18 protein-coding genes and 1 pseudogene are annotated in these 21010 nt (G+C 65.0%); 10 read left to right on the top strand and 9 right to left on the bottom strand.

Translation table 11 applies throughout. The features are described from left to right. Positions 1–160 precede the first annotated feature (160 nt). On the bottom strand, positions 161–1711 hold the full coding sequence (locus tag AB7245_RS04385; RefSeq protein ID WP_085398351.1) for an ABC transporter substrate-binding protein: 1551 nt from the start codon (positions 1709–1711) through the stop codon (positions 161–163). A 215-nt stretch (positions 1712–1926) separates the two neighbouring features. On the opposite strand from AB7245_RS04385, the gene AB7245_RS04390 reads away from it, so the two are divergent. The 5 genes and pseudogenes from AB7245_RS04390 to AB7245_RS04410 all read left to right on the top strand — a co-directional run bounded on the left by AB7245_RS04390 (position 1927) and on the right by AB7245_RS04410 (position 6518). Then, the gene (locus AB7245_RS04390) at positions 1927–2565 is read left to right on the top strand and encodes a TetR/AcrR family transcriptional regulator (RefSeq protein ID WP_085398350.1); all 639 of its coding nucleotides are present in this window, start codon (positions 1927–1929) and stop codon (positions 2563–2565) included. 253 nt (positions 2566–2818) lie between these two features. After that, a complete protein-coding gene (locus AB7245_RS04395; protein ID WP_354077903.1) occupies positions 2819–3481 on the top strand; it encodes a DUF3313 domain-containing protein in 663 nt (220 codons plus the stop codon). A 32-nt stretch (positions 3482–3513) separates the two neighbouring features. Next, positions 3514–4052 (top strand): annotated as a pseudogene (locus tag AB7245_RS04400) (DUF2147 domain-containing protein). Between the two features lie 193 nt (positions 4053–4245). After that, positions 4246–5178 (top strand): helix-turn-helix domain-containing protein, encoded by a 933-nt coding sequence (locus tag AB7245_RS04405; RefSeq protein WP_085398348.1) that lies wholly within the window; start codon positions 4246–4248, stop codon positions 5176–5178. Between the two features lie 95 nt (positions 5179–5273). Next, positions 5274–6518, top strand: a complete 1245-nt coding sequence (locus tag AB7245_RS04410; protein WP_085398347.1) for an acyl-CoA dehydrogenase family protein — start codon at positions 5274–5276, stop codon at positions 6516–6518. A 55-nt stretch (positions 6519–6573) separates the two neighbouring features. Here AB7245_RS04410 and AB7245_RS04415 read toward each other — a convergent pair whose 3' ends face one another. After that, positions 6574–8124 (bottom strand): winged helix-turn-helix domain-containing protein, encoded by a 1551-nt coding sequence (locus AB7245_RS04415; RefSeq protein WP_439033903.1) that lies wholly within the window; start codon positions 8122–8124, stop codon positions 6574–6576. 133 nt (positions 8125–8257) lie between these two features. Between AB7245_RS04415 and mddA the strand changes: the two genes are divergently transcribed. Beyond that, entirely contained in the window at positions 8258–9046 is a 789-nt protein-coding gene (gene mddA, locus AB7245_RS04420) for a methanethiol S-methyltransferase (RefSeq protein WP_085398346.1), read from the top strand. Between the two features lie 207 nt (positions 9047–9253). After that, entirely contained in the window at positions 9254–9676 is a 423-nt protein-coding gene (locus AB7245_RS04425) for a GFA family protein (RefSeq protein WP_085398345.1), read from the top strand. Between the two features lie 202 nt (positions 9677–9878). Here the strand turns inward: AB7245_RS04425 and AB7245_RS04430 are convergent, their stop codons facing one another. After that, complete coding sequence (locus AB7245_RS04430) at positions 9879–11438, bottom strand: winged helix-turn-helix domain-containing protein (protein WP_085398843.1); 1560 nt, start codon at positions 11436–11438, stop codon at positions 9879–9881. 492 nt (positions 11439–11930) lie between these two features. On the opposite strand from AB7245_RS04430, the gene pcaB reads away from it, so the two are divergent. Further along, entirely contained in the window at positions 11931–13292 is a 1362-nt protein-coding gene (pcaB, locus tag AB7245_RS04435; RefSeq protein WP_085398845.1) for a 3-carboxy-cis,cis-muconate cycloisomerase, read from the top strand. A gap of 112 nt (positions 13293–13404) precedes the next feature. Then, positions 13405–14661, top strand: a complete 1257-nt coding sequence (locus AB7245_RS04440) for an aminopeptidase (RefSeq protein WP_085398846.1) — start codon at positions 13405–13407, stop codon at positions 14659–14661. A gap of 13 nt (positions 14662–14674) precedes the next feature. Here the strand turns inward: AB7245_RS04440 and AB7245_RS04445 are convergent, their stop codons facing one another. Further along, complete coding sequence (locus AB7245_RS04445) at positions 14675–15229, bottom strand: hypothetical protein (RefSeq protein ID WP_135215603.1); 555 nt, start codon at positions 15227–15229, stop codon at positions 14675–14677. A 238-nt stretch (positions 15230–15467) separates the two neighbouring features. Here AB7245_RS04445 and AB7245_RS04450 point away from each other — a divergent pair, with 238 nt between their 5' ends. Next, positions 15468–15923, top strand: a complete 456-nt coding sequence (locus AB7245_RS04450) for a cupin domain-containing protein (RefSeq protein WP_028157215.1) — start codon at positions 15468–15470, stop codon at positions 15921–15923. 80 nt (positions 15924–16003) lie between these two features. Here AB7245_RS04450 and AB7245_RS04455 read toward each other — a convergent pair whose 3' ends face one another. From AB7245_RS04455 to AB7245_RS04475, 5 genes are all read right to left on the bottom strand, one after another. Then, positions 16004–17056, bottom strand: a complete 1053-nt coding sequence (locus tag AB7245_RS04455) for an amidohydrolase family protein (RefSeq protein WP_439033904.1) — start codon at positions 17054–17056, stop codon at positions 16004–16006. A gap of 112 nt (positions 17057–17168) precedes the next feature. After that, a complete protein-coding gene (locus tag AB7245_RS04460; protein WP_085398863.1) occupies positions 17169–17690 on the bottom strand; it encodes a hypothetical protein in 522 nt (173 codons plus the stop codon). A 65-nt stretch (positions 17691–17755) separates the two neighbouring features. Continuing rightward, positions 17756–18571 (bottom strand): MBL fold metallo-hydrolase, encoded by an 816-nt coding sequence (locus AB7245_RS04465; RefSeq protein WP_071916860.1) that lies wholly within the window; start codon positions 18569–18571, stop codon positions 17756–17758. 105 nt (positions 18572–18676) lie between these two features. After that, positions 18677–20203: a permease gene (locus AB7245_RS04470; protein WP_085398850.1), complete on the bottom strand. Its 1527-nt coding sequence runs from the start codon at positions 20201–20203 to the stop codon at positions 18677–18679. Further along, positions 20200–20949 carry an ABC transporter ATP-binding protein gene (locus AB7245_RS04475; RefSeq protein ID WP_439035697.1) on the bottom strand — a complete coding sequence of 250 codons (750 nt, stop codon included), beginning with the start codon at positions 20947–20949 and terminating at the stop codon, positions 20200–20202. The genes AB7245_RS04470 and AB7245_RS04475 overlap by 4 nt, the downstream gene beginning before the upstream one ends. Between the last annotated feature and the right edge of the window lie 61 nt (positions 20950–21010).

Here is a 21010-nt window from a genome sequence, read left to right on the forward strand (position 1 = left end):
AGCCTCGGCGAAGGCGGATGCGGGGAGAGGGTTGGGGTGAGGGGGACTCTCCGCGGGGACGGTGATAGTTGGGCTCGCGGAGACTCCCCCTCACCCGAATGTGCGCTATGCGCACATTCGACCTCTCCCCGCGAGCGGGGAGAGGTGAAGAGGGCAGCCATCACTTGTCCAGCCATGCGTCCTTGAAGCCGTCATTGACCCCGATGCCCGTGGTGATCAGGTTCTTGACCTTGCAGCGGGTGATGGTCGGGAATTGCAATTCCAGCATCCAGGCCACCGGCACGTCCTCGACCAGGATTTTTTGCGCCTTCTCGTAGATCTCCTTGCGCTTCGAGTCCGGCGTCGCGGTCGCGCCGTCGGCGAAGAGCTTGTCGATCTCCGGGTTGGAGTAGCCCTCGACGTTGTTGAAGACCTGCCCCTTGGCGATGTTGCTGGAGATATAATTGCGGCCGACGCCGAGCGCGGGATCGCCATACTGGTAGAGATAGGTGAAGGCGATGTCGTAGTCCCAGTCGCCGATCTTCTGGTTGCCGCCGGCAACGTCGGTGGCGATCGTCTCGATGTTCATGCCGACGTCCTGGAGGTTCTGCTTCACGGCTTCACCCCAGCGCTGCCAGGTCTCGCCATAGGCGAGCGGCAGCAGGCGGATCTTCTCGCCCTTGTAGCCGGCTTCCTTCAGCAGCGCCTTGGCCTTGGCAGGATCGTAAGGGTATTTCGGCACGTCGTCGGTGTAGTACTTGATGGTCGAGGCGGACGGGCCGGTCGCGACCTTGCCGAGCCCGTTCCAGATCACGTCCTTGGCGAAGTCGCGGTCGATCGCGAACATGATCGCCTGCCGCACCCGCTTGTCGGCGAGCGGACCCTGGCGGTTGTTGAGCCACAGCCAGGCCAGCGGCGAGAAGAACTCCCAGCCGGCGCCGGTGACGCAGGTGTCCTTCAGCTTGGACAGCCGCGGCACGTCGAAATTCTCGACCGAGCCGCCGGGCAGCACGTCGACCTTGCCGGTCTCGTACGCCACCGAGCGCGCGGCGGCGTCGGGAATGATCTGCCAGTAGATCTCGTCGAGATAGGGCTTGCCCTTTTCGTGGTAGTTCGGGTTCTTGACCAGGCGGATGAACGAGCCCTTCTGCCACTCCTTGAACATGAAGGGGCCGGTGCCGACCGGCGCGTTGTTGTAGGGGTTGGTCTTCCAGTCGGTGCCTTCATAGAGATGCTTCGGCACCATCGGCATCGAGCCGACCTCGAAGATGCCGAGGAACGGTCCGAACGGCTGCTTCAGCGTGAACACCACCGTATAGTCGTCCGGCGTCTCGATCTTGTCGACCTGCGCCAGATTGGTGCGGGCACGCGCATGCGTCTGCTTCAGCATCTCCATCGAGAACAGGACGTCGGCGGCGGTGAAGGGCTTGCCGTCATGCCAGGTCACGCCCTTCTTGAGCTTGAAGGTGTAGGTCTTGGCGTCCTCGCTGACGCTCCAGCTTTCGGCAAGCTCCGGCAGCGGCTCGAGCTTGGGGCTGTAGCGCAGCAGGCCCTCGAAGATGTTGCCCGAGACCATTTGAGTCGGGCCGTTCTGGACCTGCGCAAGCATCAGGCCGGGCGGCTCGGGCTGGATCACGGCGTTGATCACGCCCCCCGTCCTCGGCTCTTGCGCCAGCGCCGAGGCCGTGAGGCCGCAAGCCAGGAGGGCACCAAGCAACACTCGTTTTGGCATGTCGTATCTTTCTCAAGCGAGACCGGCCGAAAACGCTTCGCACGTCATGGCGCGCGAAGCTCCGGCCGGCCCATCCCAGTCCCCATCCGATATCGAGGCTCACACAGTCTCATTCGGGGCCGCAAGATGAAAGTCTCGACAGTGTTCGCACAAAAAATGTACAGCGCGTCCTGTTTTCACTTGATTCATTGTCTTGTCACGGAGACAAGTCGGCCATGGACAATGCCAGCCGCTCCGAACGATCCCGTAACGCCGCACTCGAAGCGGCCATCGCGATCATCGCGCGCGACGGGCCGGGCCGGCTGACGCTGGATGCGATCGCGCGCGAGAGCGGACTCAGCAAGGGCGGCGTGATGCATCAGTTCCGCACCAAGGAAGCGGTGCTGAAGGCGTTGCTCGACCGGCAGATGGCGCATTTCGAGGAGTTCGCCACCAGCACCATGGCAAAGGTGAGCGCGACCTCCGCGAATCCCAACCTGGCGACCCAGCTCGCGACCGTGCGCGAAGCGGCCACCTCGCCGAATTCTGCCGCGCTGGCGCTGGTTGCGGCCATGGTCGAGAATCCCAGCCTGATGGCGCTGCCGCGCGAGCGCGAGATGGAGAGGATGGCGGCGATCAGGGAAGAGGCCACTGATCCCGATCTCGCGATGCTGCGCTGGGCCGGCGCGATGGGGCTGTTGTTGAGCTCGTTGTTCGGCATGTCGCCGCTCAGCAAGGACGAGCATCAGCGGCTGTTCGCGCGTCTGCTCGACGACGCGCAGTGGACCGGCCTCGAACGGCCGGCCGCCAAAGGCACCGCCAAATCCCGCGCGCCATCGGCTACGAAGGCCGCAACGCCGCGCAAGCGCGCCTGATTCATCGTTAACGATTTCCCGCCGATAGCTGCCCAAAGCCGCGCCTGCGGCCAAATGCGCCAGGCCCGTGTTTTTGAACTTTACAAACCGCCTAGTCGGTTTTACAAATGGACACACTGAGACGGCCCAAGGCTTCCGAGATGGCCCCGGACGAAGCCTCGGGTTGGCACTGGTGAGCGCCGCAGCCGCGTCTGGTCCCGTACGCGGCTGCGGTCGCCACTGCCTGGGCAGCAAGCCGCTAGAGGAGTCTGGAATGAATCGCTCGATCGCCCTGCGCGGTCTGGGAACGCTCCTGCTCGGCGCAGCCGTCGCGGGCTGCGCCACCGTCGCGCCCGTGCCGTATTCCGGGATGGCGTCCTCAGCCTACATGGCTCCGGACAAGTCGGACGCCTCCGGCCGCGTGCCCTACCGCTATTCCACGCCGGTCGACTGGCGCGCTTATAATAGAGTCATCCTCGAACCGGTCGTGGTCTATCGCGGCAGGGATCACCAGTTCGGCGACATGTCCGACAAGGACAAGGCGACGCTTGCCGCCTACATGCAGACCCGTTTCGCCGAGGGTCTGCGCGGCCGCTTCGCGCTGGTGCGCGAGCGTGGGCCGGAGACACTGCGGATCAGGCTGACACTCACCGGCGCCGTCGCCAACACGCCGGTGCTCGGCACGCTCTCCCGCTTCGACGTCGCCGGCGCCGTCTACAACGGCGTGCAGGCCGCGCGCGACGGCGAGGGCACCATGACCGGCTCGGTGATCTACGGCGTCGAGATCTTCGACGCCGCGACCGCGCGCCTGCTCTCCGCTTACGTCACCAAGCAATACCCGGCTGCCTACGACATCAAGGCCACCGCCGGCGCGCTCGCCGCCGCCACCGCCGGCCTCGACAAGGGCGCCGACGCCTTGATGGCGCAATTGAACTGACGCCGCGACCCATCCAACGAAAGGTGCCGCTGATGAACATTGTCCTTCGCTTCGTGTTGCGCGTTGCGATCACGATCCTGATGATGGTGTTTGGCGGCCGCGCCGGCGCCGCGGCGCCGCCCGATCCCAGCGGCACCTGGCTCGTCCAGGACGGCCGCGCGCGCATCAGGCTCGAGCGTTGCGGGCCGTCGCGCGACCGCATCTGCGGCTTCATCATCTGGATGAAGGAGCCGGCCGACAAGCGCGGCCAGCCCTATCGCGACAAGGAGAATCCCGATCCCGACAAGCGCGCCCGCGCGCTGCTCGGCCATCAGCTCATCATGGGTTTGCAGGCGACGATGCCGAGGACGGCAAATCCTATTCGGTCTCGCTGTGGCGCGACTCCGCCGATCGCCTCAAGCTCAGGGGTTGCCTGATCAAGTTCCTGTGCCAGACCCAGACCTGGCAACAGACCCTCGACGTGCTGCCCGGCCAGCTCGTCGGCCTCACCGGCGATCTCAACGGCCCCCGCGCCGACAAGGAATGGGCCGCCGTGCCGGCACCGAAGCCGATGCAGGCGAAAGCCAGGTAGCGGATTGCTCATCTAACCACTCACTTGGTTTCCGGTGCGCCGACGGCTGCGCTCGCAATGACGACGTGATGACGGTCGCATATTGCGCGCCTTCGAGATTTGACCGGTTGTTCGCCAAAAGCTATCCTTCCGTCCCGCTGGGTCGTCCAATCTGAATTTGCACGCGCGAATTCCTCGTTCCGGGGGCGCACCTATGGAATGGTCAGCCAAGCCATCTCGCGCCGATCAGCCCTTCGGCAGTTGGGCCGACGATCTCGCTGCGGCCTTTGTCCGGCTCGAGCCGCGTAAAATCGCCGACCGTCCCTTCGAAGGTTCGATCGCGCGTACCGACGCTGCGTCGGTCCAGATTTCGCTGGTGAAAGCCACAGGGCACTGCGTTCTCCGGCTGCGGCCCCATATTGCGCGAAGCACGGACGATCTCTGCTTCGTCAATCTCCAGCTCGAGGGTCTGGGCCGCACGACGCAGCGGGGACACGAGCAGGTCTGTGCGCCCGGCGACCTCGCGGTCGCCGATACGACCGAGCCGTTCGAGATTGCCAACGGCCGCGACTTCCGCCTCTTTTGCTTTGCCGTGCCGCGGCGGCACCTGCCAAAGAGCTTTGCGGATTCTCCGCGGCTTGCGTTGTCGAGGACGGAAAATGGCCGCGCGTTGTCGCGCACGCTCGCAGGCTATGCCGAGCTTTGCCTGGCAGCACCCGCCGTTGCGGCAAGCAGCGGCACGCATGTGGTCGAGCTGATCGCGCATGCACCGGAGATGCTGGGTGAAATGCCGGTTGCGCGCGTGAATGCGCCCGTGCTGCTGTCGATGATGCTCGACCATATCGACCGCCACAGCGACGATCCCGGTCTCGATGCCGAATTGCTTGCCCGGAAGTTCCGCTGCTCGGAGCGCTATGTGCACCGGTTGTTCGTCGCGACCGGCCGCTCCGTCGGCGAGCATGTCAGCGATCGGCGGATCCTGATCTGCGCCCGCGACCTGCTCGACGCGCAGCATCGTCACAAGGCCATCTCCACGATCGCGTATGAGGCCGGCTTTTCCGACATCTCGCACTTCAACCGCCTCTTCAAGCGCAGCCACGGCCTCGCCCCGCGCGAATTTCGGAGGACGAAGGGGAAGGGCGAGTAGTTCACCTCCAGCCAAGAATTAGGTCGCTGCCGACCAAGATTTTCCGCCCTCGCTCGGCTCACCCTGGTGACCTGCCGGAGCGAGGGAGATGTTCGATGGCGATTGATTTCACGCTTTCACCTGCGCAGCGCGCGTTGCAGCTTCAATCGCGAAAATTCGCGGCGGAGGTCTTGGCCGGCGCCGGCAAGGCCGAGTTGCTGGCGACGCCGGAAGAGCGCTTCCTCGCGACGAAGCCGACCTATGAGGCGATGGTCGCTGCTGGTTATCTGCGCAAATGCATTCCGGCGCCGGCGGGCGGCGACAATGCCGGACTCATCGACATGGCGATCCTGGCGGAAGAATTCTACGCTGTGAATCCGAGCGTGACGCTGACCATGCTCGGCACGGTGCTCGGTCTGCTGCCAATTCTGCTTGGTGGCACCGCGGAGCAATGCGCCCGCCTGCTTGCACCGTTCCTGAAGACGAGCGGCGCTCCGCTTGCGGGCTTCTGCTCCTCGGAACCCGGCGGCAGCGCCAATGCTGCCGCACCGCCGCCGGGCGAGGGCGTGCGCACCACCGCAAAACGCGAGCTCGGCAATTGGATCATCAACGGCCGCAAGAAATGGGTGTCGTCCGCCACCGGGTGGGACCGCAATGGCGCCGACGTGTTGTGCGTGGTGTGCCGGACCAATCCCGCCGCGCCACCGGAGCAGGGTGTCTCCATCATTGCGGTCGAAGGCCCGGTGCATGGCATCGTGTTCGAACGCGCCATTGATTCGATCGGCCACCGCGCTCACCTCGTGCCGGAATTCAGCCTGCGTGCCGTCACCGCGCCGCACGGCAATCTGCTCGGGCAGGAGGGGGGCGGCTTGATGCTGGCGTCCGCCGCCTTCACCGGCACGGCGGCGCTGGTCGGCATCTTCGGTGTCGCCCTGATGCGGGCCGCCTTCGACTTCGCACTGCATTTTGCCCGCACCGAGAAACGCGGCGGGGTACAGGCGATCATCGAGCATCAGGCGGTCGGCTATGCACTCGCCGATGCCAAGACCACTATCGAAGCCGCGCGTTACCTGAGCTGGCGGGCCTGCCATGCGCTCGATACGCAATCACCGGGCGCCGACGAGCTCGCGGTCCAGGCCAAGATTTTCGGCTCCGAAGCCGCGGTGCGGGTCATCACCGACCTGATGCGCGTGGTCGGCATCGACAGCTATGATCACGCGGCGCCGTTCGGCCGCTTGTTGCAGGACGCGTTGGCGCTGCCGATCTTCGACGGTGGCAACATGGGCGTTCGGCGGCGCCAGCTCCACGCGATGCTGATGCGGCCCGATTACGATCCACTGACCGCGTGCGGAGGAGCCTGAGACGACGCGTCGTATCTGCATCCGCCCTTTGCGCATTTGCGGGGAGAGGGAGTCTCTACCCCAACCCCGCGCGCCGGAATCCCTCCAGATAGTGCTCGCGATCGGCGTCACTGGCCCAAGGCAGCTGCGTCGCGATCCAGTGCAGCGAGATGTTGGGCTGGGTACGTCGGAGTTCACCCAGCGCCATCTCGGCGAGCGCGCCGTCGCCGGTCATGCCGGCGGACACCGCGAGCACGCGGTAGGCGCCGGTGAGGTCGCCGCGATGGCGGATCGCCTCGCGCGCCAGCGCGATCGCCTCGTCGTAATGCCGTTCGGTGAAGCGCGCATAGCCGGCAATGCCGTAATAGATCGCCAGTGACGGATCGCGCGGCGAGAGCCGGATCGCCCTCTGCGCCGCATCGAACGATTCCCCGGAGCGGCCGGCGTAGGACAGCGCCAGCGCGTAATAACCCTGCGCCAGCGAGAAGTTCGGGTTGAGCGCGAGCGCCTGCTCGAACTCGGACAGCGCGTCGGAAAGCCTGCGCGTCGAGAAGAAGACGCTGCCGAGCGCGGCATGCGCCCAGGCATCCTCGTGGTCATGGCGCACCGCGGCGAGCGCGGCGGCCTCCGCGATCGGCACCGTCGTGGCAAGCTCCGCCCAGCCGAGATGGACGCCGAACATGTGGCTTGCCGCGAGCACCGACAGCGCCTGACCGTAGTTCGAGTCGATCGAAATGGCGCGTTTGAGCAACGCCTGCGCAGCCTTGTGGTCCTGCTGCGTCACCCGCCAGTAATGCGACAGCGCGCGCATCAACAGGTCCCAGGCATCGAGGCTCGCGGGCGGCTTGCGGTCGGCGCGAAAATTCTCTGCCGCATGGATCTGCGGCTCGATCGCCGCGACGATCGCGTTGGTGATGTCGTCCTGCACGGCGAAGACGTCGACAAGCTCGCGGTCGTAGCGCTCGGCCCAGAGATGGCTGCCGGTGGTGGCGTCGTTGAGCTGCGCGGTGATGCGCACACGGTTGTCGACCTTGCGCACGCTGCCTTCGACGATGTAGCGGACGCCGAGCTCTTCGGCGATCTGCCTGATATGAACCGAGCGCCCCTTGTAGGTGAAGGACGAATTGCGGGCGATCACCATGAACCAGCGCTGCTTCGACAGCGCGGTGAGAATGTCCTCGCTGATCCCGTCGCCGAAATATTCCTGCGCGGGATCGCCGCTCATGTTCTCGAAGGCGAGCACCGCGATCGCCGGGCGGTCCGTCACGGCGCGCACCGGGGCAGGGCCGGGTTCCACCGGCGCAAGCGTCGCTGCCACATCTTCCCGGACGTCGCCGACGAAGCGAAAGCCTTTGCGCGGGATCGTCTTGATCAGCCGCTGCGTCGCGCCGTCGTCGCCAAGCGCCTTGCGTGCGGCATTGATTCGGCTGTTCAGGGCGGAATCCGAGACGATGCGGTCGCTCCAGATCTGGCTGATCAGGTCATCCTTGCTGACCACACGGGCGCGTTGCGCGACCAGATAGAGCAGCAGATCGAACACCTGCGGCTGCAGCGGCACGGCCGCGCCGCTGCAGGTCAGTTCCCGCAGGTCGCCGTCGAGCACGTTGTTTTCAAAGAGAAATCGCACGTTTCTGTCGTCTCAAGCAAAAATCAAAGTGGTCTCAGGCGAAAATCAACCGTCCGCGAAAGTCAGGGGGTGTCCGATCCGGCATGGTGCGAACACTAAACAGTGCCGATGCCTCGGCACAACGGAGCGTTCTATGACCCAACTTGATCACCAGCTTCATTCCATCGGCCCGGAGGTTGCGGGCTCACGCATTTTCAAATTCATCGGCTTTCTGTACGGAATTGCGGCATATCTCGTGTTTTTCGTCACCATTCTCTATGCCATCGGCTTCGTCATGGGGCTGGTGGTGCCGAAGACCATCGACACCGGAACCGACACGCCGACGGCCGAAGCCGTCATCATCAATCTACTGCTGATGACGCTGTTCGCCCTTCAGCACAGCGTGATGGCGCGCAAGCAGTTCAAGGCGTGGTGGACGCAGTTCGTCCCCAAGCCGGTCGAGCGCTCGACCTACGTGCTGTTCGCGAGCCTGTCATTGCTGCTCCTGTTCTGGCAGTGGCGTCCGATGCCTACGGTCGTATGGGATGTCGGAAACCCGGATCTCGCCGTGACGCTGGTCACGCTGTCCCTCGCGGGCTGGGTGCTGGTGTTCGCCTCGACCTTCATCATCAATCACTTCGAATTGTTCGGGTTGCACCAGGTGACCAACCATCTCGTGGGCAATGAGGCGGCGCCGCCGCGCTTCAAGACGCCGTTGTTCTACAAGTTCGTTCGTCATCCGATCTATCTCGGCTTCATCATCGCGTTCTGGGCGGCGCCGGTCATGACGGCGGGCCATCTGCTGTTCGCGGCCGTGACCACGCTCTACATCTTCGTCGGCATCGCGCTGGAGGAGCACGACCTCGTCGATCTCTTCGGCGACGAATACCGGCAGTACAAACAACGGGTGTCGATGCTTATTCCCTGGCGCAGATCGGTATAGCCGTAGCATCTTTCCGCCGCGTCCACCGAAAGGAGGACGCGCGGCGGAACCGAAGCGCGTAACGGACGTTGCCGGCCTCCAGCCTTCAACGTCCCTCGGGGTGATTCCCTCCGCTCCGACGCCTCTCCCCGCATCCGCCTTTGCCGGTTTATCGGCGAGCCGGAGCGGGGAGAGGAATTTCAACCTTCATCCAACGGAGACGACCCAATGAAACATGTCGGAAACTGCTTCTGTGGCGCGGTCACAATCGAGGTCACAGGCGAGCCGGCGGCGATGGGCTATTGCCATTGCCGCTCCTGCCGCTCGTGGTCGGGCGGACCGGTGAATGCCTTCAGCCTGTGGAAGCCGGAAGCCGTGCGCATCACCGAAGGCGCCCAGAACGTCGAGACCTTTGCCAAGACGCCGCTCAGCCAGCGCAAATATTGCAAGAAGTGCGGCGGTCATCTCATGACCAACCACCCGCCGCTCGACTTGATCGACGTCTTCACCGCCACCATCCCCACGCTCGCCTTCACGCCCGGCGTCCACGTCAACTATTCGGAGACGGTGCTGCCGATGCGCGACGGCCTGCCGAAGCTGAAGGACTTTCCGGCCGAGTTCGGCGGCAGCGGCGAGATGATGCAGGAGTAGAGGTGCTCTTACCCTCCCTTGGAGGGGGAGGGTCGATCGCGCGAAGCGCGAGCGGGGTGGGGTGATCTCTCCACGCAGGCAGTGTTCGTTGTGGAGAGACCGTCACCCCACCCCGTCTCTCATCTTCGCTGCGCTCAGATGCGAGCCGACCCACGGGCGAGCTACGCTCGTCCCGGACCCCTCCAGGGGAGGGTAAACAGCATCACCTCATTCCCGCGCGCCGAAACCCCTGCAGATAGTGCTCGCGATCCTCTGCCCGCCGCATCGGAAGCTCGCGCGTGAGCCAGGCCAGCGAGATGCCGGGCTGGGTGCGTTGCAGGCCCCGCAACGCGTACGCCGCGAGCTGAGGATCGCCCAACATGCCGGCGGCTGCCGTCAGCACGCGATGGGCGCCGACGAAATCGGCGCGCTGTCGCATCGATTCCCGCGCCATCTGCACGGCTCCCTCATAGTTGCGGCCGATGAACTGGGCATAGGCGGCTACGCCGCAATAGATCGCCGCGAGCGGATCGCGCGGGCTCAGCCGCAGCGCGCGGCGTGCGGCGGCATCGCCGTCTCGCCATCTCCCGGCGTAGCACAGCGTCACGCCGTAGAAAGCGTGCGCCATCGCAAAATTCGGATTGAGTTGCAGCGTCAGCTCGAACTCAGCCAGCGCGTCGTCGAAGCGGCGGCGGAACAAATAAGTGTAAGCCAGACCGTGATGGGCCCAGGCGTCCTCGCGATCGGCTTCCACCGCCGCGAGCGCCGCGCGTTCGGCGACCGGCACGGTCATGGCCATGTCGGCCCAACCCATATGCGCGCCGAAGATATGGCTGGTCGCGAGCAGGCCCAGCGCCTTGCCATAGGCGGGATCGATCGCGGTCGCCTGTTCCAGCAGTCCTTGCGCGGCGGCGTTGTCCTCGCGCGTGATGCGCCAGTAATGCGACAGCGCACGCATCACGAGGTCCCAGGCGTCGAGGCTGCCCGGTGGCTTCTGCTGGGCACGAAAGCTTTCGGCGGTATAGAGCTGCGGCTCGATCGCGGCGACGATCGCCTCGGTGATCTCGTCCTGCACGGCGAAGATGTCGGCAAGCTCGCGGTCGTAACGCTCGGCCCAGAGATGGCTGCCGGTCGAGACGTCGTTGAGCTGCGCCGAGATGCGCAGGCGATCGCCGCTGCGCCGCACGCTGCCTTCGAGCACATAGCGTACGCCGAGCTCGCGCGCGACTTCGTGCATGTGCACGGCGCGGCCCTTGTAGACGAAGGAAGAGTTACGGGCGACGACGAAGAACCAGCGCAGCTTCGACAGCGCCGTGATGATGTCCTCGCTGATGCCGTCGGAGAAATAGTCCTGCTCGCGGTCGCCGCTCATATTGGTGAAGGGCAGAACGGCGATCGCGGGACGGTCGGGCAGCGCGAGCGCCGCCTGCGGCGCCTGGGCGACACGGCCCAGCTCCGGCAAGGCCGCGCCGCGCTGCGTCTGGACAGCGCCGACGAAACGAAAGCCCTTGCGCGCGATGGTGCGGATCAGCGCCTGGTTGGCTCCGCTGTCGCCGATCGCCTTGCGCGCCGCGTTGATCCGGCTGGTCAGGGTGGATTCGGAGACGCTGCGCCCGTGCCAGATCTTGTCGATCAGCTCATCCTTGCTGACCACCCGGTCGCGGTTCTCCATGAGGTGGACGACGAGGTCGAAGACCTGCGGCTCCACGGCCACGGGAACCTGCTCGCGGCTCAGCTCGCGCCGGTCGGTGTCGAGAAGGTGGTCCCGGAACATAAACTGCACGTCGAAAACTCAACCCTCGCAATGACATCAGGCAATGATGAAATCAGAATGGATTTCGACTCTAAGACTGTGAGTCCGCTGAGCGGCCTGCCGGGTTCACCACGATCGCGTGATGGCTGCTATGCCGTTTTCGGATAGGAATGCAACTTGAATGAGAATGTGGCGGGTCTGGTGGACTGTCGCGGGCTGCGCACATAGCCCGATCTTGCCGCGCGCACAATTTATCCCCGTTCCCCTGAAGTGGCCGCCTTGTCACGGCCGTCGAAGGGCGACGGCCCGGCTGCATCGCGGCCGCTCATCATTTCGAGGCGCTTCGTGCGCCGCCGCGCGTCGCACGCTTCGCATCTCAGGATGGCGGGGGTGATGGAGCGATGCGCCGTCGTAATGTCGTCGTACGGCATCGAATGGGTGGCGAGCCATGAATGTCCATTGCCGAACAGCGCGGCCCGCGTAAGCTGCTCTCACACAAACGCAAACCATAAAGAAACGCCCATGCCCGCTTTTCCCGCCTCGACGACCGTGCTCGATTCCATGCTGTTCCGCGACGCCTTCGGCACGCCCGAGATGCGCGAGGTGTTTTCCGATGTCGCGCTGGTGGCGCGCTATGCCGAGGTCGAGGTGGCGCTGGCGAAGGCGGAGGCGAAGTGCGGCGTGATCCCGCAGGAAGCCGCCGACCAGATCGCGGCGCTGACCGACGTCGCCGCATTCGATTTCGATCTGCTGCGACAGGAGACCGACATCGTCGGCTATCCGATTCTGCCGCTGGTTCATCAGATGGTGAAGCAGTGCGGCGAGGCCGGCCGCTATGTGCATTGGGGCGCGACCACGCAGGACATCATGGATACCGCGGTGGTGCTGCAATTGCGCGCCGCGCTCGGGATCGTCGAGCGCGACATCGCCGAGCTGCGAAACATCCTCGCGGACCTCTCGAAGCGCTACCGCGACACGCCGATGGCCGGGCGTACCCATCTCCAGCAGGCGCTGCCGGTGACGTTCGGCTACAAGACCGCGATCTGGCTCGCGATGTTCGACCGCCACGCCGAGCGGCTCGTGCAATTGAAGCCGCGCGTGCTGGTCGGACAGTTCGCCGGCGCCGCCGGAACGCTGGCCTCGCTCGGCGGCAAGGGGTTCGAGGTGCAGGAGGCGCTCTGCGCCGAGCTCGGGCTCGGCGTTCCCGCCTCGACCTGGCACGTCGCGCGCGACGGCTTTGCCGAGGCCGTGAATTTCCTCGCGCTGGTCACAGGCTCGCTCGGCAAGATCGCACTCGACATCATGATCATGGCCTCGACCGAGTTCGCCGAGGTCTACGAGCCCTTCGTCAAGGGCCGCGGCGCCTCCTCGACCATGCCGCAGAAGCGCAACCCGATCTCCTCGGAGCTGATGCTCGCGGCGTCCAAGGCGGTGCGCCAGCATGCCGGTCTGATGCTGGATGCGATGGTGCAGGATTTCGAGCGCGCCACCGGGCCCTGGCATGCCGAATGGATGGCGATCCCGGAAAGCTTCGTGCTGACCGCCGGCGCGCTGCACCAGGCGAAGTTTGCGCTAGCAGGCCTCATCGTCGATGAAAGGAAGATGAACGACAATCTCTCCATCAGCCGCGGCCTGATCGTGGCCGAAGCGGTCATGATGGGGCTGGCGCCGCAGATCGGGCGGCAGGAGGCGCATGACGTGGTCTATGATGCCTGCCGGCTCGCCAATGAGAAGGGTCTGACATTGGCGGACGCGCTCTCGTCCGACGCCCGCGTCTCCGTCAGGATCGACCGTGCCACGATCGAAGCGCTGACTTCACCGAAAAATTACCTCGGCCTTGCGCCTGCCATGGTCGACCGGGTGCTGAAATCGGCAACGCGTTGAAAACCAAAATGCGCGAAACTCCGTATCTCTCCGTGTCGCAAGGCGCTCGCGCACTTGCGCCTTGCGATGCTAGACTTAGATTGAACGAGAGAGCTTCGGCAGAGGACCCCGCATGATTGATCACCGCAATTCCGCCGTTCCCATCGATCCCGTGAAACTCGACCGGCTGGCCGAGGTGGCGGTGAAGGTGGGCCTGGGCTTGCGGCCGGGACAGGATCTGCTCTTGACGGCGCCCGCGATCGCGCTGCCGCTGGTGCGGCGGATCGCCGTGCACGCCTACAAGGCCGGCGCCGGTATCGTGACGCCGATCCTGTCGGATGAGGAGATGACGCTGGCGCGCTACCGCCACGGCCAGGACAACAGCTTCGATCGTGCCGCCAACTGGCTCTATGAGGGCATGGCCAAGGCGTTCTCCGACAACACCGCGCGGCTCGCCATCGTCGGCGACAATCCGATGCTGCTGTCCGGCGAAGATCCTTCCAAGGTGGCGCGCGCCAGCAAGGCCAATTCGATAGCCTATCAGCCGGCGCTGGAAAAAATCGTCAATTTCGACACCAACTGGAACATCATCGCCTATCCGAGCCCGTCATGGGCCAAACAGGTCTTCCCAGATGATCCCGAGGACGTTGCGATCGGCAAGCTGGCAGACGCGATCTTCGCGGCCTCCCGCGTCGACCGCGAGGATGCGATGGGCAATTGGGCGAGCCACAACGCGGTGTTGCGCGAGCGTACCAACTGGCTCAACGGCCAGCGTTTTCGCGCGCTGCAATATTCAGGTCCCGGCATCGACCTCTCCATCGGGCTTGCCGACGGACACGAGTGGGAGGGCGGCGCCTCGCTGTCCAAGAACGGCATCAGTTGCAACGCCAATATCCCGACCGAAGAGGTTTTCACCACGCCGCATTGCCGGCGCGTCTTTGGCCATGTCGTGAGCTCGAAGCCGCTGTCCTACCAGGGCACGCTGATCGACAACATCGCGGTGCGCTTCGAGGACGGCAAGATCGTCGACGCAAAGGCATCGCGCGGCGCGGAGGTGCTGAACAAGGTGCTCGACACCGACGAAGGCGCGCGGCGTCTCGGCGAGGTGGCGCTGGTGCCGCATTCCTCGCCGATCTCGCAGAGCGGGCTGTTGTTCTACAACACGCTGTTCGACGAGAACGCGGCCTCGCACATCGCGCTCGGCCAGTGCTATTCGAAATGCTTCGTCAACGGCGCGCAGCTGACGCCGCAGCAGATCGCCGCGCAAGGCGGCAACCAGAGCCTGATCCATATCGACTGGATGATCGGTTCTGCCGAGACCGACATCGACGGCATTCTCGCCGACGGAAGCAAGGTGCCGGTGTTCCGCAAGGGCGAGTGGGCGAAGTAGTCCGTTCGTTCTCTTACGCCGCCGCGTTGCGCAGCATCCGGTTGTTGTCGATGCTGAAGCGGTTGAACAGCGTCGTGAACGGGCTGCCGTCGGTGGCCCGCACGATGGCGTCGGACGTGGCGACCGCCTCGTAAAGCGCACCGATGGGATCGTCCGCCTCGGGCAGGTCGAGGCCGCCGCGAATTTCCTCGCGGGCCGCGTTGACGTCATCCTCCTCGTCCAGTGTCGCCTCCAGCGCATCCGCCGCGCGCCGCATCTCCGCGAGATCGCCGCCGGCGGAGAATTTGAGGATGTCCAGCCAGTAGGGGCGGGCGACAACGAGCTGGATGAAGGCCTCGAACGTGCCGGCGATAATTCCTGCGCGGCCCTCCGATGAGACGTAGAGCACATTCCGCGACGGCAGCAGCACGAAGGTGCCGCCGCAGCCGTCGCTGCCGATCTGCCGGGGGTTTTCGACGCCGTCGATGGTGAACCAGGGCTCATCTTCGGTTGCGAAGGAAACATCGAGGCTGCCGAGCCACGCGACGACCTCGCCTTGGGCTGTCAGAACCTCCGGGGTGAGGGGCATCGGTGTGGGCTCCTTCGCTGGTCACTTTCGCGCACTTTGTCGCACCCCGGAAAAAATGGGTTCATGTGCGCGAATTTGCAGGCAAATCCCGACGTTAACCTCTTCGCACTGCAACTTGCGGCTGATTGTCGGCGCCTGCGTAAGAAAGAATTAAAAACCGGCTACTAGCGTTCCAACATCTTTGGAAACAATCCGGGCCCAGACCCGGCCATACATATTTTATTCCCTGGGGAAGCAGATGTCGCCGTCATTGATTGAAATCAGCAGTTGCAACGTGGATCTCGAGCTGCGGCCGATCGAGCCGTCCTGGATTATCGAAGGCAATCCGGTGTCGCGCTCGCACATCCTGTCCACCAGCGCAGACGGCACCGCCTCGACCATCATCTGGCAGTGCACCGAAGGCCGCTTCAACTGGTACTACGACATCGACGAGACGATCATGATCATGGAAGGATCGATCGTGCTCGAAAGCGACGGCATGCCGCCGAAGCGCTATGGGCCCGGCGACGTCATCTTCTTCCGCGACGGCGCGCATGCCAAATGGCATGTCGAAGGCCACGTCAAGAAGATCGCCTTCTGCCGCAAGACCAATCCCGTGATGATCGGATTCCTGATCCGCGTCGTCAACAAGCTCAAGCGGATGTTCGTCTCCGCCGGCGAGCGCCGCCCCGCCTCGCTGTTGGGGGCTGGCTAGAGTTCAAGCATATCCAAGGACGCTTCCCAGCGGCCACGACGGAAGAGGGGCCGGGACCGACATCCCGGCCCCTCTTCTCGTCATGACGGCAGTTCGAGCCGGTAGACATCGGTCGCCGTCTGCGAGAACAGCGCCGTCTTCTCGGCCTCGCTCAAGGGCGCCGCGATACGCTTGAACGCGTTGAAGATCACCTGGTAGCTGCACTGGCCCTTGTCCGGCGGGAAATTGCTCTCGAACATCGCGCGCCTGGGGCCGAACGCCTCGATGCAGGTCTCGACATAGGGCCGCCAGGCCGCGGCAAGCTCCTCGGATGACGGCGGCTTCGCGCGCAGATGGAAGTCATAGCCGAGCAGGCACATCGCGAGCCCACCGAGTTTCACCGAGACGTTCCCGCACTTCGCGATCTCCTGGATCGAGGCGCGCCATTGCGGAAACACCTCTTCGCGCCGCCCGGCAAAGCGACCGACGCCGGCCGGGCCGCCGCAATGGTCGAGCACGATTTTGGTGTCGGGAAAGGCGCGCGCGAGCTCGGTCAGCTCGCCGATCTGCAGGTGAAACAGCCAGGCATCGAAGCTCAGGTTCAGCGGTGCGAGGCAGGCAAAGCCTTTGCGGAAAGTCGGATCCCGCAACAACCCCTTCGGCCGGTTGGCATACATGCCGGCGACGACAGGGTCTTCGTCCCAGGCCGAGGAATGCCTGATGCCGCGGAAGCGGCCGTTGCCCGCCGCGATCTCGGCTTCCAGCACCGGCTTGGCGGCATCGCCCAGCAGCAGGTTCACGTGGCTGACGATGCCGGCGCAGATCGCGGCCGTGCCGTAGCCGCCGCTTGCGCTCATGGCGGCGACGCCGTTGGCGAACTCGACTTCGCCGACCGGCCGGAATGCCTCGGGCCCGTGCGCGCGATACATCGAACGGCAGTCGACATAGACGGTGGCGATGATGTTGTGCCCGGAGGCGATATCGGCCGCCATCTCCTCGATCAGATAGCGATGCCCGCGATTCCAGAGATGGTGATGAGGATCGACGATCGGCCGCAAGGGATCGATGATCTCCTCCTGATATTGCGCGAGCCAGTCCTCGCGCGGCTCGACGAATAGCCCGCTCGTGTTGGCGGGCACACCGCTTGCAGCCATCGGCATTCGCTCCCTTATGTTTTTTGTGGGGGGAGCCTAGCACCTCGTCTCCGCATCCAGCTGCGCGTGCTGCGCAACCGCACCCGTCATCGCGAGCACAGCGACGCCGTCGTTAGCCCTTGCGCCGCTTCGCCCTCACATCGACCACAAGCCGCCAATCGACGGCGGCTGCCGGCTTCACTTCGCCGAGCCAATGGAAGGAATCATCGGTAATCTCCGTGAAACTCCAGCGTGTCAGGTCGCCCGCATCGGTCGTGCCTTCCTGCACGATGTCCGCGCCGCGCGGGTGGCCGACCTGCTGGCGGAACACGCTACGACCGGGATCGAACCAGGAAATCCGCCACGCGGAAATGGAGGGGTCGTAGACCCGCAGCGTCGTGCCGTACCAATTGCCGGCGATCGCAAACGCCGGCGCAGCCGCTGGGCGAGGGATGATCCAGACATCCTGAACGGCGCGGCCTTCCAGCACCCAGCCGAAATGGATTTCGCCGGGCGCGGTGTGCTTGGTTCCGTCGGGGCCATGAGCGGTGATCCCGGCATCCCAGTCGCCGACGAAGCGGCCGTAAAGCTGGAGCGCTGCCGCGTGCTCGGGGTTCGGTCCGTCCGCGTGCAAAAGTCTGGCAAAGTCGGTCATGTCGATCTCCTGTCGTGAGGAGATCAGCACGAACGAACGCCAATCGACTTGGAGAAAATTGCGCGTCAGACGCCGTCGAGGATGATCACTGTCGGCGTCGTCGGCAGCGCGTCCCGCGACATCCGGAAGGAGCGCTCGCTGCGCCGGTCGATCTCGAACTGGCGGCCGATGAGGTGCATGAACTCGTCGAGCGGGGTGGCGAAGCGGTGCATCGGCAGCACCACAGAGGCGCGCAGCCGCTTGGTGATCTCGGAGACGCCGTCGAGCGACATGGTGTAGGTGCCGTCGATCGGCACCATCACGATGTCGAGCCGCCCGATCTGGGCGAAATGGGTTTCGTCGAGCTTGTGGTGGAGATGGCCGAGATGGCCGATGCAGAGGCCGGCGACCTCGAAGATGAAGATCGAATTGCCGTCGCGGATCATATCGGTGCCGGAATCGTCACCGAAATAGCGGCGGATGTCGGTCGTGACGTTGCGGATGAAGGTGTCGCCGATGCGCTCCGACACGACGGCCGGCTTGCCGTCCTCGCCCCAGCCATGCAGCACATGGGGAATGCGCTTGTCGGGAAATAAAGAGTAGTGGGTGCTGTGCGCCCGGTTCATGGTGACGACATCGGGCAGACGTCCGACCTGGTAGGCGCCGCTGTAGTCGGTCGCGATGCGCAAGCCGCCGGGCGTGTCGATGAAATAGGTGGAATGGCCGGCATAGGTGATCTGGACTTCAGCCGAGCCTGCGGCCTGCCGGAAGGCGGCCGGCATTGCGCGGGGCATGGCGTTTGCCATCGCCAGGCATTCGCTCCGCTGAGGTGGCTGCTGGGCGAGAGCAGGAGAGAGGAATGCGCCGAACAGCGCCAGAGCCGCTGAAACCAGTCGCCGCATGAATCCGTCCCCGATGACTTCGGAAGAAGTCTAGCGTGCAATGCAGCGCGTGGCCAATAGGCAGCGATCAACAGCGCGTCAGTGTCGCAGCCTTACTCCCGGCTTTTAGTTGCGCCTTGGGCTGAACTTCCAGGTGATGGCGATGAGGCCCGCGGTGATCAGGCCGCTGATGAGGCCGGCGATGGGGAGGGCGAGCAGCAGCGCTGCGCTGGCGGCCCAGCCGATCGAGGAGAAGGCTTCGGCGAAGGTCGCGAGCCGCGACGAGGTCTGGCGGCGGCGGAATTGGCTGCGCCGGGCCTGCACGCGGAACCAGAGCTGGATTGCGGTGGCGGAGGCCGCGCTGATGATGACAGCACCGGCACTGACCGCGGCCTGGAACGGCGAGGCGAAAGCGAGTGCCGCGATCAGCGGGCAGAAGATGGCGGCGATGGCGATCAGCACCACCTCGATCTTGGCGCGGATGACGCTGGACGGCGTCAGCGGCGCGGTCGCGACCAGGTCGGGCGCGTCCTCGCCCGAGATCGTCAGCCAGGCGAGCCCGCCCGCGAGCTGTCCCGCCGCCATCACGATGACAGGTGTGATCAGCGTCAGCGCCGCGGAGCTGTCGGCAAAATTGCGCCAGAGCAGCAGCGCCGGCGGCACCAAATAGAGCAGCTGCATCAGCGTCTGCGAGATCAGCCAGGGATCGCGCCAGAGCAGCGAAAATTCCTTGCGCCGCAGCGCCTGTTGCCGCGATCCGCCGCGGAACGGGCGCTGTTTCGCGGCCTTGCTGCCGGAGGCGCCGTAAGCGGCGGCATCGATTGCGGTATCGGCAAAGCGGTGCGAGAAGACCGCCATCACGCTGCCGAGCAGCACGAGCCCGAGCGCCAGGAGCAGCAGCAGCGCCTCGCTGTCGCCCATGGCCGCCCGCGCCGGCCACCACCAGATGCTGTCGACGTCGGGCGCGTAGGCGGCGAAGCTGCCCGAGGTCAGGATGGTGAAGCGCGACAGCGTGCCATAGGACATGATCGCGGCGACCTGGAGCGCGATCACGAAACCGGCGCCGATCATCGCGGCGAGGACCTGGGCGACGAAGCGCGTGCGCGCCGGGCCGATCAGGCGGAACAGCAGGATGGTGATGGCGATCGCGATCGCCGCGGCCGAGAGGCCCATGGCGACGACGACGCCGAACGCCGCGAGCCAGCGCGCGCCGCCGCCGATCACCAGCACGTCGATGAACGGCGTCGAGAACAGCAGCGCCATCACGGTGACGGCCAGTGCGATCGCGGCGATGCGCACCGAGAACAGATTGGCCAGCATCGCGGGCGAGGACATGATCAGGTCGAGATCGGCGCGGGCGTAAAACACCCGCGTCACCGATTCGATCGCCTGCGACAGCATCAGCGTCCAGGCGAGAAAGATCGTCGCCGAGATCACGATCAGCGAGGATTTGTCGAGCGGCAGCTGCAGGTCGGCGAAGCGGCCGATCACAGCCCAGGCCGGTACGTGTAGGAGGGCCGCGAAGAACAGCAGGCCGATCATTGCGGCGCGCGCCCGCTTGCGCCGCCCGCCGGTCATCATGGCGAACCATTCGCGCCAGGCGAGCCGGAGCTCGTGGCGGGCAAACCAGGACAGTGCGGTTGCCGAGCTCATGCGGCTTCCGGAAGCGTGACCAGCGCGATGAAGAGATCTTCCAGGCTGGTGTCGGCATGGCCGTTCTGCTGGCGCAGCTGGGTCAGCGTGCCCTCGGCGACCAGACGGCCCGAGGCGATCACGCCGATGCGGTCGGCCATGCGTTCGGCCACCTCGAGAATATGCGTGGTCATGATGACCGTGCAGCCGGCGCGGACGCGCTCGCTCAGCAGCCCCTTCACGTGGCGGGCGGAAACGGCATCGAGGCCGGTCAGCGGTTCGTCGAGGATGATGAGGCGGGGATCGTGCACCAGCGCGCCGGCGAGAGCGACCTTCTGGCGCATGCCCTTGGAAAAGCCTTCGCAGCGTTCGTGCCGGTGCGGCTCGAGCCCGAGCGAGGTCAGGAGGTCCTGCGCGACCGGTTCCGAGACCGACGGCGCGATGCCCCAGAGCCCGGCGACGAATTCGAGGTACTCAAGCGGCGTCAGCTTGTCGTAGATCATGGGCTCATCGGACACCCACGCCATCACCTGCTTGGCGGCGACGGGATTTGCGAGCGCATCGATGCCGAAGATCGTGACCGCGCCGGCATCGGGCCGCAACAGGCCCGCAACCATGCGCAAAGTGGTGGTCTTGCCGGCGCCGTTGGGGCCGACCAGCGCATAGAATTCGCCGGCGTGAATAGTGAGATCGAGGCTGTCGACCGCCAGACGGTCAAAACGCTTCGTTAACCCCAGGACTTCCAGCGCCGATCTGTCCGGCTTCATGACGGCCATACCATCCGGTTTTGCATCGCTCGCGACCATGATCCCAAGATGTTTCGGCACC

Origin of the sequence: Bradyrhizobium sp. 604_D8_N2_3, assembly GCF_051810765.1 — a bacterium.
Classification (GTDB): Bacteria; Pseudomonadota; Alphaproteobacteria; order Rhizobiales; family Xanthobacteraceae; genus Bradyrhizobium; species Bradyrhizobium barranii.